General features: G+C 59.8%; 17 protein-coding genes and 1 pseudogene. 10 read left to right on the top strand and 8 right to left on the bottom strand.

Annotated elements, in window-relative coordinates:
* Positions 1-72 precede the first annotated feature (72 nt).
* The 3 genes from flgK to IPF36_RS11340 all read left to right on the top strand — a co-directional run bounded on the left by flgK (position 73) and on the right by IPF36_RS11340 (position 4,655).
* Positions 73-1,995: a flagellar hook-associated protein FlgK gene (gene flgK, locus IPF36_RS11350; RefSeq protein ID WP_195427985.1), complete on the top strand. Its 1,923-nt coding sequence runs from the start codon at positions 73-75 to the stop codon at positions 1,993-1,995.
* A gap of 41 nt (positions 1,996-2,036) precedes the next feature.
* Positions 2,037-3,260, top strand: coding sequence for a flagellar hook-associated protein FlgL (flgL, locus tag IPF36_RS11345; RefSeq protein ID WP_133093401.1), 1,224 nt, complete (start codon positions 2,037-2,039; stop codon positions 3,258-3,260).
* Positions 3,261-4,514: 1,254 nt separating this feature from the next.
* Complete coding sequence (locus tag IPF36_RS11340; RefSeq protein WP_195427984.1) at positions 4,515-4,655, top strand: hypothetical protein; 141 nt, start codon at positions 4,515-4,517, stop codon at positions 4,653-4,655.
* A gap of 719 nt (positions 4,656-5,374) precedes the next feature.
* On the opposite strand, the gene IPF36_RS11335 is transcribed toward IPF36_RS11340, so the two are convergent.
* On the bottom strand, positions 5,375-5,620 hold the full coding sequence (locus IPF36_RS11335) for a DUF3916 domain-containing protein (RefSeq protein ID WP_368671141.1): 246 nt from the start codon (positions 5,618-5,620) through the stop codon (positions 5,375-5,377).
* Positions 5,621-5,677: 57 nt separating this feature from the next.
* Positions 5,678-6,313 (bottom strand): hypothetical protein, encoded by a 636-nt coding sequence (locus tag IPF36_RS11330; protein ID WP_195427983.1) that lies wholly within the window; start codon positions 6,311-6,313, stop codon positions 5,678-5,680.
* A gap of 1,031 nt (positions 6,314-7,344) precedes the next feature.
* Here IPF36_RS11330 and IPF36_RS11325 point away from each other — a divergent pair.
* On the top strand, positions 7,345-7,662 hold the full coding sequence (locus tag IPF36_RS11325) for a hypothetical protein (RefSeq protein ID WP_135703503.1): 318 nt from the start codon (positions 7,345-7,347) through the stop codon (positions 7,660-7,662).
* Between the two features lie 6 nt (positions 7,663-7,668).
* Here IPF36_RS11325 and IPF36_RS11320 read toward each other — a convergent pair whose 3' ends face one another.
* Entirely contained in the window at positions 7,669-8,526 is an 858-nt protein-coding gene (locus IPF36_RS11320) for a transglutaminase family protein (protein WP_135703504.1), read from the bottom strand.
* A 964-nt stretch (positions 8,527-9,490) separates the two neighbouring features.
* Here IPF36_RS11320 and IPF36_RS11315 point away from each other — a divergent pair.
* The 4 genes from IPF36_RS11315 (at position 9,491) to IPF36_RS11300 (ending at position 11,371) form a co-directional block, all read left to right on the top strand.
* The gene (locus IPF36_RS11315) at positions 9,491-10,009 is read left to right on the top strand and encodes a hypothetical protein (RefSeq protein ID WP_135703505.1); all 519 of its coding nucleotides are present in this window, start codon (positions 9,491-9,493) and stop codon (positions 10,007-10,009) included.
* A 217-nt stretch (positions 10,010-10,226) separates the two neighbouring features.
* On the top strand, positions 10,227-10,463 hold the full coding sequence (locus IPF36_RS11310) for a hypothetical protein (protein WP_135703506.1): 237 nt from the start codon (positions 10,227-10,229) through the stop codon (positions 10,461-10,463).
* A gap of 347 nt (positions 10,464-10,810) precedes the next feature.
* On the top strand, positions 10,811-11,080 hold the full coding sequence (locus IPF36_RS11305; protein WP_135703508.1) for a GTP cyclohydrolase: 270 nt from the start codon (positions 10,811-10,813) through the stop codon (positions 11,078-11,080).
* Between the two features lie 48 nt (positions 11,081-11,128).
* Entirely contained in the window at positions 11,129-11,371 is a 243-nt protein-coding gene (locus tag IPF36_RS11300; protein WP_135703509.1) for a hypothetical protein, read from the top strand.
* 80 nt (positions 11,372-11,451) lie between these two features.
* Here the strand turns inward: IPF36_RS11300 and IPF36_RS11295 are convergent, their stop codons facing one another.
* From IPF36_RS11295 to IPF36_RS11280, 5 genes and pseudogenes are all read right to left on the bottom strand, one after another.
* Positions 11,452-11,736, bottom strand: a complete 285-nt coding sequence (locus IPF36_RS11295; RefSeq protein ID WP_135703998.1) for a hypothetical protein — start codon at positions 11,734-11,736, stop codon at positions 11,452-11,454.
* Between the two features lie 206 nt (positions 11,737-11,942).
* A complete protein-coding gene (locus tag IPF36_RS11290; RefSeq protein ID WP_240745759.1) occupies positions 11,943-12,173 on the bottom strand; it encodes a hypothetical protein in 231 nt (76 codons plus the stop codon).
* 1,234 nt (positions 12,174-13,407) lie between these two features.
* The gene (infA, locus tag IPF36_RS11285; protein ID WP_135703512.1) at positions 13,408-13,629 is read right to left on the bottom strand and encodes a translation initiation factor IF-1; all 222 of its coding nucleotides are present in this window, start codon (positions 13,627-13,629) and stop codon (positions 13,408-13,410) included.
* 17 nt (positions 13,630-13,646) lie between these two features.
* Positions 13,647-13,922: an isochorismatase gene (locus IPF36_RS34605; protein ID WP_135703999.1), complete on the bottom strand. Its 276-nt coding sequence runs from the start codon at positions 13,920-13,922 to the stop codon at positions 13,647-13,649.
* A gap of 465 nt (positions 13,923-14,387) precedes the next feature.
* A pseudogene (locus IPF36_RS11280) lies at positions 14,388-15,116 on the bottom strand (serine protease).
* 789 nt (positions 15,117-15,905) lie between these two features.
* Here IPF36_RS11280 and IPF36_RS11275 point away from each other — a divergent pair.
* Complete coding sequence (locus tag IPF36_RS11275; RefSeq protein ID WP_010812830.1) at positions 15,906-16,109, top strand: cold-shock protein; 204 nt, start codon at positions 15,906-15,908, stop codon at positions 16,107-16,109.
* 148 nt (positions 16,110-16,257) lie between these two features.
* Positions 16,258-16,632 carry a hypothetical protein gene (locus IPF36_RS11270; RefSeq protein ID WP_195427982.1) on the top strand — a complete coding sequence of 125 codons (375 nt, stop codon included), beginning with the start codon at positions 16,258-16,260 and terminating at the stop codon, positions 16,630-16,632.
* Positions 16,633-16,840 lie beyond the last annotated feature (208 nt).

Below are 16,840 nucleotides of genomic sequence, written 5' to 3'. Positions count from 1 at the left end.
GCCGATAACACCCCCATCCACCACCGCCGCGCCACGCCGCGGGCAGCCCAACGAATCCGGGGTCAGAGCACAATGTCTCTCTTCAGTATTGGTCTTTCCGGCCTGAACACCGCGCAGAACGCGCTGACGACGACCAGCCACAACTTTGCCAACTCGGCGACCGAAGGCTATTCGCGCCAGAACACCATCGTGGCATCGGCCGGCGGCCAGTACACCAGCCAGGGCTTCTACGGCTATGGCTCCAACACCACCACCGTGATCCGCGTCTATGACGAGTTCCTGACCGGCCAGCTGCGTGGCGCCACCTCGGCCAGCGCCTCGCTGGCGACCTATTCCGACCAGATCGCCCAGATCGACAACCTGCTCGCCGACCAGAAGGGCGGCCTGGCGCCGCTGATGCAGAAATTCTTTGCCGCGGTGCAGGCAGTGGCCGACACGCCGGCCGACCCCGCCGCGCGCCAGGGCATGCTCTCCGCCGGCCAGGCCCTGGTCGGCCAGGTCCGCTCCGCCAGCAACTACTTCAAGCAACTGCAGTCGGGCGTCAACGAGCAGATCGGCACCGCGGTCACGCACGTCAATGCCTACACCACGCAGATCGCCAACCTGAACCAGGAAATCACGCGGATGAAGGCCGCGTCCGGCGGCCAGCCGCCCAACGACCTGCTCGACCAGCGCGACCAGGCGGTGGCCGAGCTGAACAAGCTCGTCGGCGCCAAGGTAGTGGTGCAGGACGGTGGCACCTACAACGTCTTCGTCGGCAACGGCCAGCCGCTGGTGATGGGCAACGAGTCGTACGACCTGAAGGCAGTGACTTCCGCTGCCGACCCGGGCCGTACCGTGGTCGCCTATTCCCTGCCGAACGGCAGCGTCTATGAAAGCCAGCCGGGCGCGATCACCGGCGGCTCCCTGGGCGGCCTGCTGCAGTTCCGCACCGAGACCCTCGATGCCGCGCAAAGCGCGATCGGCCGGCTGTCGCTGGCGATCGGCCAGAGCTTCAACGAACAGCACAAGCTGGGCATGGACCTGAACGGCGACATCGGCACCGACATGTTCAAGCTGGGCAATGCCACGGTGCTGCCCAACGACAGGAACACTGCCATCAGCACCGTGGCCACGGCCACCATCGACGACGCCTCGGCACTGACCACCAGCGACTACAAGCTGCAGTTCGACGGCACCAGCTACACGCTGACGCGCCTGTCCGACAACGCGCAGGTGGCCACGCCAGTGCCGGGCACGCCCGCGCCCACCTATCCGCTGACCTTCAGTGCCGATGGCTTCAGCGTGACGATCGATGCGGCAATGGGCACCAACGATTCGTTCGTGATCCAGCCGACGCGCAATGCCGCGGCCGGCTTCGACATGGCGATCAGCGATCCCGCCAGGATCGCCGCAGCCTCGCCGGCGCGGGCCGATGCCGCTCCCGGCAACAAGGGCAGCGCCACTGCCAGCCTGAGCAACGTTGCGCCGGGCTTCACGCCGCTGGCGGGCAAGATCACCGCCGTCTATACCGCGGCCGGTTACGTGTTCAAGGATGCGGCAGGCACGAACCTGACGCCGCAGCCCACGGGCGTGCCTAATGGCAGCAATACCGACTACAACATCGGCGGCCTGACCTTCAGCTTTGGCGGCACGCCCAAGGTAGACGATTCCTTCACGCTCGGCGGCAACGCCGGTGGCGTCAAGGACAACGGCAACATGCTGAACCTGGCCAAGCTGCAGAACGCCAAGACCATCGGCGGCGTATCCAGCTTCAGCGATGCCTACGCGCAGCTGGTCAACGACGTCGGCACGCGCGCCAAGTCAGTCAAGATCGCCTCGGCATCGCAGGACAGCATCACCACGCAGATCAAGGCCGCCCAGCAGTCGGTGTCGGGCGTCAACATGGACGAGGAAACCGTGTCGATGCTGCGCTTCCAGCAGCTATACCAGGCCAACGCCCGCGTGATCCAGACGGCCGGCTCGCTGTTCGACACCCTCATCGGCATCCGGTAAGGCCAGCCGGCAAGTCAACGTATCCGAATAGGCAATCCATCATGCGTGTTGCAAGCTCTACCCTGTATCAGCAAGGCCTGGCGTCGATGAACCTGCAGCAGGGCTCGCTGCTGCATATCCAGCAGCAGCTCGGCACCGGCCGCCGTATTCTCACGCCGTCGGATGACCCGGTCGCGGCCACCCGCGCCCTTGGCGTCAGCCAGGCCCAGGCGGTCAACGGCCAGTACGCGACGTCGCGCAGCCAGGCGAATATCGCGCTGGCCGCGGAAGAAAACGCGCTGCAATCGTTGACTACCGTCACGCAGAACATCCAGACGCTGCTGGTGCAGGCCGGCAACGGCACCATGAGCGACGCCGACCGCGGCTCGCTCGCCACCGCGCTGGAAGGCCTGTACAACCAGCTGGTCGGCCTGGCCAACTCCGATGACGGCAACGGCCAGTACCTGTTCGGCGGCACCCGCTCCGGTACGGCGCCGTTTTCGCAAGCCAGCGGCGCCGGCGTCTACATCGGCGACACCGGCCAGCAACTGCTGCAGGTCGACGTCGCGCGCCAGATGCCCGCGGGCGACAACGGCCGCGACGTGTTCATGAGCGTCACCGGCGGTGCCGGTTATGTCGTCAAGGGCAATAGCGCCAACACCGGCAGCGCCACCTTCGGCACGGTCTCGATCACCGATCCCAGCGACCCGCTGTATGGCAAGTCGCTGCAGGTTACGTTCCAGGCCAACGCCGGCGGCCAGATGGAATACACCATCACCGACATGGCCGATCCCGCCGCGCCCGCGCTGGCCGGCCCGACTGCCTACAACGCACCGGCGCGCATCGAGATCGGCGGCGTGACCTTCAACGTCAGCGGCGAGCCGAAGGACGGCGATACCCTGACCATGCAACCTGCCAGGGAAGCCGGCACTGACATGTTCGCCAATCTGCAGAACGTGATCGACACGCTGCGCAAGCCGACTACCACTCCGGGCGATCAGGCCAACCTGAGCAACGTGCTGTCCACGGCGACGCGCCAGTTTTCCAACTCGCTGGATAACGTGCTGACGGTGCGCGCCTCGGTGGGTTCGCGGATGCAGGAACTGGATGCGCTGGACGATGTCGGCACGAACCGCGACCTGACGTACTCGCAGACGCTGTCGGGGCTGCAGGACCTGGATTATGCGGCGGCGATTACCGAGTACTACCAGCGGCAGACTGCGCTGCAGGGGGCGCAGCAATCGTTTATGCAGATTCAAGGAATGAATTTGTTTAAATATTTGTGATGCAAGAAATCCGCGCAGAATAAGCAAAGCCAGTGTGCGACGGAAACAAAGTCTGGAAAGACCTTCACTGAAGTTTGGAAAATTTGGCGTCGCTACCCTGGAAGCTGCGCCAGACAAGGATTTTCCAGACTTTGGCCGAGCGCGAGGTACCCGCGTGCGAGAGATCTGTCCGTCCATTTGGCTCCAGACCTCGCGCAAAGACCCAAGTAACCATTCTTCAGGCAGTTCGCCAGCGTCCGCCCCCAAATATAGGCTACTTGCGCGAGGGTGCATGGGGGGCTGTAGGCATTACGCATGAAACCGCATCGTTCCTGATGCACAACGCAAGCGATACGTTGGACGGAATTCCCACTTCGGTGCTGATACGTTCGGTCGGTGCCCTGCTTGAAGAGCTCGACCAGCTACCGATTCAGACGCTAGAGCGACTTGCCATTGAGATTGTGCTACCGCGTGGGAGCCAGCCTGTGAGTGAGCTGTGGTCCTACGAGCATAGTGGCGACAATGCGCTTCATTATGCCTTTGTGAGTCGGGATGGCACCATGGAGCCGTGCCATCCGGCGCAACCGCCAACTATGACGAGACTGAAGCGCAAGTTCGTCTTGAACGGGTACTTGGGTAGCAGTGGCGGGGCTGCTGTAGCAGCGGCAACGGCATCAACACCGGTCCGAGAAGACCAAGTTGTCAGCGATCAGGATAACGCTTGTCTTGACTAATGCTGAGAAATTCCACTACCAGCCTTTCGCGAGTGCATAACGCGGACACGGAGGTAGCCGATGATTCAGCGGTCAGAAGAACCGTCAAAAGGGCGCTCAATCAGTTATGCATGGAAGCTCCCGCGATCAGCCTAGCCTCCACACACAATCGACGACGCACCTGGCGCAGACGCGCGAGGCGCTTGCATCAGCGCGTCGAGTACATTCAGCAATCGATCGTCGATGATCGCGACGATGTGATTGAGATTTGGATCGCGGCCACGCTTGCGAACGCCGGTCGGCTGCCCGCAGGTCTGATTTCAGATCCGGCCTTGGCCGTCGCCGGAGAAAGCGATAACGCTGCCCTAGCGCCTTATCCCATCTGTGCTGGCGCGTGGGTCTCGCCGAGCGACCCGCGCCTTGAGCGCGGAGGGCGCCGTCGCGCTCGGCAAAGAGATAGCCGCGAAAGGGGGAAGGTAACCAGCTTGGTCGGTTCGATAGTGGGCAAGAGATCCGTTCAATGAAGTTTAGGGAGATGCGCAAAATGAATCAGGAGCACGCGATGATCGACTTTCTCGAAACGAAATCTGAGGCAAACGCTATCTTGTTGGATGCGATGTTCGAGAACGAACAAAGAATGAAGGACTTGGCCAAGTTGCGAGGCCGAAAAGATCTGCTGCCAGCGCTTGATCGGGCAAAGTAGTTGACGCTCTACAATTAGCCTTGGCGCCGCTCCGTCACCATGTGAGGCCTTAACCGGTCAATCTGACCGGCCCTGCCGCATTGCTTGCTTCGTCCGCATCAAGCTCGGCGTGCAGAGGAAACTCGGTCATAACGCCTCTTCCGTCGATATTCGTCACAACTTCGGACGTTTGACGGAACGGATGTTATGCCTTGATGCTGGCCTGAGGCTGTCGGTTGTGAAGCGATACCTACAGGCTTCGCTGCAGACAATCGATGAGCAGGCATCGCTTGTAGTCCGATCCTCCCCTCAGGATCCCCTGCAAGGGGCTGTATTGGCCAATGCTTCCGCCATCGAAGCGCTAGCGGAAATGGCAGAAGTTGGTTTCTGCCGGCTACCCGAGCGCCGGCCACGGCTGTCTCTGATCGACTGCGGATTCAACCGGTGGTTGCTGCAAGGGTGGACGGCCGAGAATGGCCGGGCTCGGACGGATACCTATCGCCAGAACTGCGCTTGTCGCTGATCGGCTCCCGGGCGCTCGGCACTCGACAGAGGCGGGCCCATGGCCGGACCAGCGCCTGATGGTGTCGCCAGTCTGCGAGCAAGAGATGATAGCCGGCGTCTGAATGCGTTGCCTTTCTTCTTCGTGCCAAAGGCAGGTGCCGACCCTTCTCGGTCATCCAGACACGAGGCTACGAATGACCGATCCCTAGGCAAGAGCGGGCGTGTCTCACCAGTGGTCATTCAGTATTGTGGCGAGAGAAAGGGGGAGGTATCGCAAGATGCCTCAAGATGAAGCTTATAGACTTCCGTTCGCCAAAAATGCTGGTGCTCTCCCCAACGTGAGCGTGGAAGAAGTCCTCGTCGAGATGGATGCATACCTCGCTCGCGAACATGTCTGGAAGGCAAATGGCACAGGTCACGCGGGCCAAGCTGCTGCTAGCGGGCTTAAGGGCCAAGAGTGTTGTCGCTGCCGTCGAGGTGATTTCGCCCGCCGCCCTGCGTGCCGATATTGCTGGACGTCTGCGACGCGCGCTGGTCGCCTATGACGACGCGAGTACGTCCGGTTCCAACGAATTGGATAGATTTGGCCAGGGGTAGGCGAGCAGCACGTCGGCTTCGGTCTCAGCGGGCTGGGAACGCAGTATTCGCGTTCTCGTACTGCCTGGCGGAAGCTCCAGCTCGACACCCGGCGCGACGCCGATCCTGACAATTGACGGGGCTGCATAAGCACGCCACGCGTCGTCCATCATCATCCGGACACTGGACGCCCGAATCTCGGGAGATGCGGCAACGACGCGATGCAGACGTGCTAGAGCGTTCTGTGACGCCAGCGCTGAAAGCCGTTTCGATATGGCGTTTGCATCAGTCTCGCTTGCATCCAGGATGGCCGCGCCTGCAAGGACGCGCGCCGCTGCCACGAGATTGCGCGAACCCGACGTGATCCAGTGTCCCGCGCGGATCATTGGCAGGTGTCGAGCTTCGCCCGTGGCCAGTGCGATCGCCGGGACGCCTTGTTCGCGAGCGGTGCGCAATGCATCGACGGGGCCCATAAGATTCCACGAGGCCTGCAACGACGGTCCGGCAAGGCCCTCGACGTTGACCATATGCACGATCATGTCGGCGGGCGCTCCATCCTCGTGGTCCGACCAGACGATACGCTGGTCGGCGGCATTCAACGTAGCCACCATCGCGCGAAGTGCGTCGGCTGGTATACCCCAGCGCTGCAGCGACACTCGGATCGACGGCACGTTGCCGACATCGTTGGCAATACTCGGATCGGTACAATGGTCACGGTGGCGACGCGGATTTCCTATGGGCGAGCTCCGAAAGCCGCGCCGCGGATGTGGCGTAGCCCTGTCCACTAACCGCATGTTCTCGCAGCTATCACTCACGGGTTCCCAGGCGCGCTCGATGAGCTCACAAGTCAAGGGAACTGCTATCGTTGGATACAACGTTCAGTGGGGCGTTGATGCCTAGCGTCTCCCGATTGTCGCGCACGAGGTCATGAACATCGGCAGCGACCATGCGTCACTGGGCACGGTGGCGAAGGTCGTGGGTGAGGCCTCGGGCTGGAACAAACTGCAAACCTCTGCCGATCGTGGGTACTTCAATGGGCCGGAGATCAGCGAGTGCGGAGACGCAGGCGTTACGCCCCATCGTACCGAAGCCAATGACGTCAAGCGCCAGGGCCGACGGACGTCTTGGCAAGGCAGACTTCATCTACGTGGCGCCGCCGGTGCTGGTGGATACAGCGGCGTCAGGAAATTGGGCGGCACGCACGCTTGTTCCAATCACGGGAAAATGGGCTGCGTATCGCTCGCGTCCGCGCTGGGGCGCGAGGCGGAAGGGTTCAGTCGCGATGCGAGGGACAGGGACTCTCACGCCTTGGAGCCATACGAAGTTGGACGAAATAATTCCCTTTGCCAAACATTAAGCGCGTATGCTGGGATTGCCAACCGGCAAGCAACACAATAGGAGTTCTCATGGCAAAAAGCCCACTACGCGGCAACCGCGAAGCGAAAAAGCTAAAGCAACCCAAGAAGCCTTTCGCACCGACAACTCCGTTCAGCACGGTTCAGTCGCGGGTCCGGACCGACGGTCTCGCCAAGAGGAAGTCGTAAGCCGGGCAAGTGCCTGGCAAGTCGCGATATCACCGCAAGGTGATACCTCTTCATTCAACGTAAGCCGACCGATAGGGAGGCGCACCATGATCCACCCTGACACAGGCCCGACGTTCCGAGGCCTGCCACTTACCGCCGAGCAAGACTCGGAGGTTCGCCACTATCAGAACAGAAAAACGAGGCTTGGCAAGCCATGGGATACCCCGGAACTACGCGGGATGCTCGAAGACATGTTGCTGCCGCCGAAGACCGAGGATGGCGGTCAGGAAGATGTTCTTCTGGGACCGTTCGCTGCCGCGGAACGTGCGGCATCGTTCGTCGACGAGGCCATGGAACCGATTGCAGCATACGAAGATTGGAACGCCGCCATGGAAATCGAGGGGATGAAAGGCGAAGCGCGCTAATGCCGGTTACCAGGTAGAGATGGCGCTTGTCGTTGCGAGTGGCAGGCCAATACCGGCAGCCGGGTCGGCTATCGGCTGGATTTCGATAAAGGGCCGCTCCGACGCGACCTTGCCGAATATGGCGGCAAACGGAATGTCGGCGGCATCCCGGCCGGTGCCGATCCGCAGCAGGCCAGTCGGAATGGACACCCCCGAGGGATCAAGCAGGTACCAGCCGCCTGACAGGAACACCTCAACCACCGCGTGAAAGTCCGGCGCACCCAAGGCGGGATTCGCGCCATAGTCCACGCTGCTGGACATACGGGCGGGAATACTCAGGGCGCGGCAGATCGCGATCATCAGGTGGGAAAAATCCCGGCATACGCCGGTGCGCTCGACAATCGTATCGATCGCCGAGGTGCGCTCATTGGTGGATCGCGAAAGAAAGCGCACATGGTTGCGCACCCACTCCCGAATCGCATACACGCGCGAATAGCCGGGGCGCATGGCGCCAAACTCGCGCATGGCGAATTCCATCATGCGATCGGATTCGCAATACCGGCTCGGCGCCAGGTACGAAAGTACATCGAAGGGGAGTTCGGCGACGGGTACCTCCGTTAGTGACATGCCATCGTCCAGACGATGGTCGATGTCCACCACAGCTTCATAGCGGATGGCCAGTGGGCCCTTGTTCGCATGTATTCTGAGCAGGCGGTTGCAGAGTGGATCCGTGTGGCGAGCGGCGTGAACCGGTGGCGTGAGCGCCAGACGCTCGGAGACAACGGACTGTCTTGCAGTTTTCGCAGCTTCGACAATTAACAGAAAGTCTGCCGTGGGATCCAGGATCTCATAGGACAGGTTCACCGAGTACCGAAGGCGGTTCATTTCTGACCTTGTGTCGACATGAAGGCGGAGACGGTGTCGGCCGCGGGAACGGCTCTGGCCATCCAATTCAGTGTAGCGCCAGAAGCGGGCGAGCGGTCCGCGCCAGCGGGCACCGCAGGTGCGTGACGCAGCGCCTGCTTGACCAATTTGTAAGCGGGTTAGGACGGTGTGAATCACCCCCCTATACTGCTAGGTGTAGCGTTTCAGAAGCGAAGTGCTTCTGGTCCGCCTATCACTCGTTTCCGGGCCCTCCCCCTCGATGACGTCTTAGGACTGGTGACTCCTGAAGTCACTTATGGGGATTCCTGGAACATTCATGCAAGATGCCACGCGGCGACCGCCGTTCGCCCAATCCCCCAGTAGCCAGGCAAGGCAGTCTTTCGCCAGGATCGATCCAATCGATGTCTGGGGAGAGAGACTCTTCTTCGCAAAACCGATCGCAAAGTTGGCTTCCGCCTTCGTTGCTGCTCTTCCGCGTTTCACGTTGGCGGAGTCGTGCTCTCATCGTGATGAAGATGCCGTAACGATCCTGAGCAATGCGATATGGGTGGAAATGATTACCCGTTGGCAATGGAAGATCAGCGCCCACAACGGTGACAGTTGTTCAACACTGCCATCACCATGCCACCCTGGCAGGCAATGAAGGAAGATATCGTGCCGAGAGAATCTACAGAGACCACTTACCGGATCATACATGTCACGCGCCTTCTGCGCGACGGCCATGTAGGCACGTCGCAGAAGAGGAACACCCAGCGATTCGGAGTCATGCGATTGGCAGCGCCCAGATGGCGTCAGGCAATCACGCTGCTGATTGACTGGGATCGCGCTGTCAACGAAGGCTGGCCAGACCTGCGGTCACCGTCCTGCACCCGAACCAGGGCCATCAGGAGCATCGGTCGCAGTCATCAAGCAAGCATCCGCCGGCTCGCCAGAAATGGAAACTGAGATTGCGTGAGGCAACTTCATGCGTACGCTGTTGTATTTCAGTCTGAAAGACATCGCCACGGCACGACTGGCACAAGTGCGAATCGGCGATTTGGCCGGTACCTCAGCACGCGTCAAAGGGCCGTGGTTTGTCCAGCGCGACAATCAGCCAGTTGAGGGATTTCCGCAGACTGACATCGGCCAGACTACGTACCGCGAAGAGGCGGCGATCGCCGGAATCTTCGTCGGCGCGTTTGTGGGCGCGCTTGTCATCTTGCGATACGGAGTCTCCGTCGGCGCCGGTGCCACGGCCGTTGCGTATGTTGGCGCTGTCATGCTTGGCGCGATGATCGGCTGGTGGGCCGGCGGATTGGTCGGCGGCAAGATCGGTCGCCTTCGGTTGTGGCGGCAGAATGCGCAAACTGCACGGGGCCCGTTGCTGATGATAGCCAGTTGCGATTCGAAATCGAAGGAGGCCTTGAAGCAGATCATCAAGGAACTGGGCGGCGTCAGGATCGACGAGCATAGTGACCTGATGCCGAATTTCAGATGGCTATGATTGCCGCTTCGGATCGGCCGTGGCGATGCCCCCTCGGATACGTACGTTACGCAGGCTGAACGAAAAGGCGAAGCCCGAACTGTCACCAGGAAATTTGGCTGTCAAATCGCCAGGTGCCTATGGTTGGATCCTGCTGCTCCGGGCTCAGATCAGCTTCGATTCCTACTGGGTAGGGCATTACGTTGACAAAGTCACTCCAGGAAGATTGAAGATGGCTATGGATCGCGTGACCGAGTATCGTGGGTTCGATATCCATGTCGATCTCCATATGTCAGCCAAGGACATGTTCGACGTCTGGTTCCAGGTCGAGGGGCCCATGAGACCGCCGGGCGTCGCGGCGTTTGGCAAGCGAATCAAAGTCTTTGGCGGGCCTTATTCCAGACGTTGGGCTTACCTCGTGGCGGAACTGGCAGGGCGGGCCGCCGTGGACGTTGTTCTTGGACCGGATGAATGAACGGAGGCCGGGAGTTGAGGTCAGATATGCAAAGACGCGTCACGATCGGTGAATACGAAGTGTTGATCGAGGCTGAGCAACACCTCGGTCCCACCCAGTTGGTCGGAGCGATTGGCTACGTAGTACGCTACTCGATCGCTCGTACGGACCGCCGGCCCGTCAGAGGTGATCTTCTCAGCGTACATTCCTACGATCTCATTGACGGTACCGGCTACTTCCACAGCCTCGATGCGGCGTTTGACTATGGAGACGCAAAGGCTCGCGATGACATTGCTACCTTGTCGCCGAAAGTAAATCGGACACATCCCGGCATATCCGCGTATGCTCGGTGATGAAAGGAGACCGACATGTCTCAGAACAACGCAATCTACAAAGGCTTCAGGGTATCTGCGAGGGTGCGTCACGTATCCGGTGCAGTCCCCGGTGGCGACCTGGTCCACCTGCGCTTCCTCGCTACCGTAACGATCACGCAAGTCAGTTCAGGAATGGGTTCCCGCAGACGGCTGCCACCCATGATCCAACATTTCGCCAGCGCGCCGCACACTGCCATCGCACTGGCCTTGTCATCGGCCAGGGACGCAATCGACGGCTTGCCCACCTTCGTCAAGGCGAGGTAGTCTCGGCGGCCATGCCATGGGCTCTGATCGAAAGAGAAGGGGGACATCATGTCGAGACAGCTCAAGAACAAGGCCGAACTACGCGCCATGCTTCGTGCGGAACAGGAAAAATTTACAGAATGCGAGGGCGCTTGCTTTGGCGACGTGTTCTGGCATGCCGCAGATGCCGGGGGCTGCAACTGGAGTCTGTCAACCATGGAAGGCGGCAACAGCGCCGCGTGCCTGGAGGCGATCCGCCCCTTCGCCAGCCGGCTGCGCGAGCTGTACAACGTGCCGGACGAGGGAAAATAACGCATTACGGCCGCCGTACGAGTGACCTTAGCCTGTCTGTAGGCAAGTGTATGTCCGAAGAAGGGTCTCAGCGTTTACGATCACAGGCCGACGATCGACTCACCTGCGACCAGGCCATCGATAACGTGTTCGCCGTGTCGTACGGCGGCACGCTTCGCCAATCCCAAGTCAGCCCAGTGCATATCTGGAACGTGGAACACCCGCGCGTTATTTCCACTAGGTGGCTGACCTTCCCGACAGATGACCACGGACGCACTGTATGAGCGGTCTGGCCGGCGCTCGTGCCATTTGCGAGGTGCGTCGAATTTATAGACCAACGGGTAGATATCAAAGCCCTTACAGTTTGCTGCAGGATAGTTGTCCATCATTTCACTCCAAGTATGGTTTGTTCCCGTATGCGCTTTTCGTGATGGCGTTAAGGTATTTCATCAGGATTTTTGACTATCCACTATGGCATTACTTTACGTTCTTCATATTCGATCTAAATAAAGGCCGCTAGTGCACGACAATTCTTATTCGCTGTGAACGCTCATGGAATTTTTACCTTTCCATGGCGATACGCGGCGACGCCTCAGATCAGGTCATGAATAATATCGACAGCGAATTTTCCATAGTGGACGGCAGCCTGCTCCGCGGCCGCGCGCGTGTAGTAATCATCCTCTTCGTCGAATGATTCACAGAGCATTCGATCGTCCCGATTCGCTGTGTAACGGATGGCCATCATATAGCGCCATTTCGGCCCGGGAGCGCCAGTTCGAACACACTCGCGGGGAGACTCGAATGCCGCGACGTGTATGTACATGCCTCGATACTCCTGGCACAGCCAACTCATTCGTGCTTGCATGGCGAACGCTCGTCAGTGAGCATCTTTGCAACAGCACATACCATCACCAGTAATGATGTGGAATAGGCGAACACACTGAGCCAATGGAGAATTCTGCTCGGTATTTCGCTTCGTCGTTGTCGCCAATCAAATAGCTGAGAGAGGACAAGTAGGATAAAACTGGAAGAGTAAACTGCCAACACACGCCCCCCCTCGTAAACGAATAGCGTTTCTCTACAGTCAGTGGTTCAGCGATCCCCGATGAGGAATGGCTCAATAGAAAAGAAGTGGGCTCTCGCAGACCCTGGCTGGCATATGGATTCGCACGCTTCGCGTTGTGTCTTGCGGCAATCTACGCCTCAGTAAGTAGGGCGCAGCGAGAAGATCAAGGAGGCGGCATTGATGACGGTCGCCCCGTAGAGGCCGACGTTTCAACGCAGGTGGCATGGCTGCTTGAAGATCCTGCTCAGTAGTTATACGGAGCTTTCCAACCGTAGTCAATGAGACTATCGCGCGAATCTGCAAGCGGTCTACCCAAGGCGGCGTAGTATTGTTCTGCGCACTCGGATCGGCATGACGCTGTCTTGTAAGGAGAGCCGCTCGAGAGCGCCATGACCTGCGGAGCGGTTGCCATGACCCATGCGGATCATGCACAGCGCTGGCGCCAAGCGACGGTTCGCGCCAGGGTTGGATATCGCTACACGGTAACGGCCGGTGCGGTTGCAAAGGGATGCTGGCTCATGGGGATATTCTGCCAAAGCAGCCGTTCCGCGCGTCGTTCAGTAACCACGCCTGGCGCCAGCGAGCTAAGACTTCAGGCTGGCGTCTGCTCGATCGTGGCCGTTCCACGTCAGGCGCCACGCCATATTTGGGGTCTTCTCCACCAGTCTATGGTCCTGCAGGAGCAGGAGATGGTGGGCTAGCCTGGAAGGGTCGACATTGCAAGAGCCTTGCCAAGCTGGACGTCGGTCATCGAGGCCTGGATCTCGGCTCGTAGCGCCAAGAGGATTCTGTCCAGCAAAGACTTGTCTCGTTGCATCTCGCACCTCGGATCCTATTGGCTTACGCCATGTATTGTTGCTGCGTAGATTGGAGTGCTATGTGGATCCAGAGGTTGCGCTCTCGTGTACCTGGACGAAGACAAAGATGGTCCTATACCGAGGTGGTGTCAACGGTGGTCGCCATTTCGGGAACGTGGAAACGCCGCATTCGCTCAGAACTTGTGGCGATAGTTGATGCGTCCCTTTGTCAGATCGTATGGCGACATTTCGAGCGTGACACGATCCCCGGCAAGAATACGTATGCGATTCTTCTTGAGCCGCCCGGACGAATAGGCCCAAACCTCGAAGCCATTCTCCAGGGTGACACGAAAGCGGTTATCCGGAAGGACTTCCGAAACCTTTCCGCCAAATTCCACCAGTTCTTCTTTAGCCAAGGACGCTCCTTTCTGATTCAGCGAGTGCCACGCGGTAGCGTGGAATGGGTTGCAGCTTGCCGATGCGGGGATGGTTGCAGGCGTATGTGTGCCACTGCGCTTTCCCCTGCGCTACGGGCGGCTTGCCTGGCCTTGGCTTCCGTATGGTGCGTGGCATGCCGCATCGAGACGTTGGCGACGATGCGTTCAGCGCCGTCCTTATACTCGGAGATCATGTAGTTCGCGAACCAGACGCCGGGCTCTTGTTGGATGGGGTAAACCGAAACGGTGAACGGAGTAATGCTGGGATTCAAATTGTTGCTTGTTCGGAAGGCGCTCGATTCCGGAGGGCATGTCCAGCGTTCCCATTTGGTGTGGTACGTGCGTGCCCGGCGATCGGTTGCCATTGCAAAAGCCAGTGTCGCGTCCCGCGTGCCATCGCAGGCGGAGAAACTGGCGTGGGATTGACCGTGCTTGCGCTAGCCAGTACGCCTAGTACATGCGCGCTGGCTACGGAGCGGACGCGCCGCGGGTCGGAGATGATTGCGGCCGATTGTTGCCGCGAAAGGTTCGGGTGTACGCCCGTGCTGCCGCTAATACTCTTCTAATGATGATGTCTGGCGGACGGCGCATTGGGCATCGACTGGTGTCGACACAAACGCATGGTACCACCTGCGGGGATTTCCTGCCTGGAGGGTGCGTCCTAGGCCGGCGGGTACCGCGCATCCGGGGTAATTCCATGGAGTGCCGAATCCATCAGGTCCGATCGCCTTACCGGATCATGCCTCGGTCAGGGGCAGTAGGATGTCGGCATACCAGGCGGAATTCAAGCCCAAGGCTTCGTCCAGTTCAAAGTCCCGCGAGCCCACGTCCAGTCTGGCCGAATGGGTGCCGAGCAGCATCCCCGGCAGCGCGCGCGTGGATGCATCGATCCTGGGTATGCGCATGACCACCGGTGCTCCACTTGTGCCGCGATGCGTCCTCGCATCGGTCAGGAAGTAGCCATGCCCCTGAAAGCGCATGCCGAACGAGGACGAGATGACTTCCTGGCGTACGACGGGCAGATGATGAAGCGTGTCATGGAAACCCAGCGGGAAGCCGACGCTCAGCACCGGAGTGCCTGCTTCGATGCGTTCGTGTGGCCGGTAAAGGTGGGCCGGCGTAAAGGCACGGTAGACCGCTCGACGGCAGAACGGTACGGTCGAGTTCGATCAAGGCCACGTCGATGCCGCCGCCGCCATCGAGCCCATCGCGCCAAACACTCTTGCCGTCGCGATACAGTGGAATTGAGAAGCCGATGGACTCCGCCAAGTTGTCCGGATTGACGTGCAGCTCTGTCTCGATCCGGTCGGGAAGTGTCTTGTCGGCTCGTCGATCAGCACGTGCCGGCTTGTCACAATGAACAGTCGCTGGCCTCGTTTGAAGAAAAAGCCGGTGGCGTTGGTCTTTGCCTGTTGAGCTTCGAATGTGGCAACGCACGTGACGGCCAGCAGGATTGGCTCGATCATGATTCGGTGGTCCCCCTCTGCTCGCTCAACAGCATAGTCGGAATGCACCGCGGTTCAGCGCCGCCCAGTTCGATCGCGGTCCTTGCCTGAAAAATATGTGTTGGCGTTGGCGTCCATCGACTACAGGCTTGTGCAGTCACCCAAGGCACGACGACCCAAAAGGTTGTGATGGCGGGAGTGTAGACGGTGCAAGAGACCGGTCATGTCTCTCCGTATCTGTGCAAGTCTGCAGCATGTGGCTCGGCGTATCAGCCACCATCGCCGGTCTTTTCGCACGGCACCAGCGACCAGCCTTGCGGACCGCTGTCCTTTGCTTCACGGTAGCTCCAGATTGCGCTGCAGTCCGAGCAGCGGAATGTACTGATCGTGCTCGTGACCGACCGAGGCATCTTGCTTCGACGGGTATCGATGATGCGCAACCCGAGATGTCCAGGGGCACCGGAGGCGTCACTCGCCACAGCGAGACAGTTTGCGCAGAGAAACATACCGACCTCTTGTGCTGAAGGCGTACCACTGTAGCATGCATCGCGGAACAATCCGGCACTCTTTCTCGGACGTCTTCAGCGCATTGGCTTGTGACGGACCTGGCGAGTACGTATCGATCGCCGTGAGATCTTCATTGACCGCGATGCGGCATGCCTGTATAAGAATAAATGCAGGATCTTCAAGCGTAACCTCGAAGCGTTAGGTACACGCCCCGGCGGCGCCACTTTCTCTCCATGTTTCCTCCTTGATTGTCATGCCTCGCCCGCTTTTTCGGCTCGGCGAGAATTCTTAAGGGGTCCTCACATGGAAACCGGTACTGTAAAGTGGTTTAACGATTCAAAGGGTTTTGGCTTCATTACGCCTGATGCAGGCGGAAACGACCTGTTCGCTCATTTTTCCGAAATTCAGGGGAACGGGTTCAAGTCGCTCCAGGAAGGCCAGAAAGTGCGCTATGTGGCTGGCGTAGGCCAGAAGGGCCCGGCCGCGACCAAGATCGAACCGATCTAAGCCGACCGTTCAAGGTGCGCAAGAAGCCCCGCCAGGAAAGCCGGCGGGGCTTTTTCTTTATTGGTTCACCGTGATGGGTGCGGAAGGAGTAGAGTCGGAAACAGGTCTTGAAGTCGGAGACTCCCCCGAAACTCCAGGATCGCCAGTCATGCACAACGCAACCTCGCCATCCAGTTTTCTCTGCATGCTGTTCGCCGATGGCAAGGGCCTTGCCTATCACGTGTCTGTCAGCTTCCGCGACAGCACTCATGCCGGGGGCATCCAGTTCACCAGCTTTATCGGCACGGGAAGACGTTCTTTTACCGTACGAAGCACCGATAGCAATCTGCCGTCGGCAACTGACCAGACCTCCGAAGTGCTGTGTCGAATCGCGATCGGCCAGGTCGTACGAGATCATCTCTATGAGAAGGCCACCGAGGGAGAGCATCTGCTGGATCCGGATGCATTGCCATTGGAGGGGGAACTCAGACCCGTGGGAACCGGCAATAGCGCAAAGCCGCCACAGCGACGCTGGCCCGGCTAGAGCGATTGATACGGTCGGCCATGCCGCGCAGAGCGAGGGGTGAGGTGGCTGGGGGCCAGTAGTGTTCTGCGCCGCGATCAAGCCATCAATGTTCTGCTACCCTTCCTGATGGCCGCCCCCTCGCGAGACCCAGGCCGCGCCGGCGAAGGAGGGACGCCGCGTCTCCTTTCCGCTATATTCCGATCGTGGCCGACGTTGGAAGCTTGCG

The sequence above is a fragment of the Cupriavidus sp. IK-TO18 genome (assembly GCF_015549295.1).
GTDB lineage: Bacteria > Pseudomonadota > Gammaproteobacteria > Burkholderiales > Burkholderiaceae > Cupriavidus > Cupriavidus oxalaticus_A.
The sequence above is the reverse complement of the archived record's forward strand: the minus strand, read 5'-3'. Positions and strand labels throughout refer to the sequence as shown.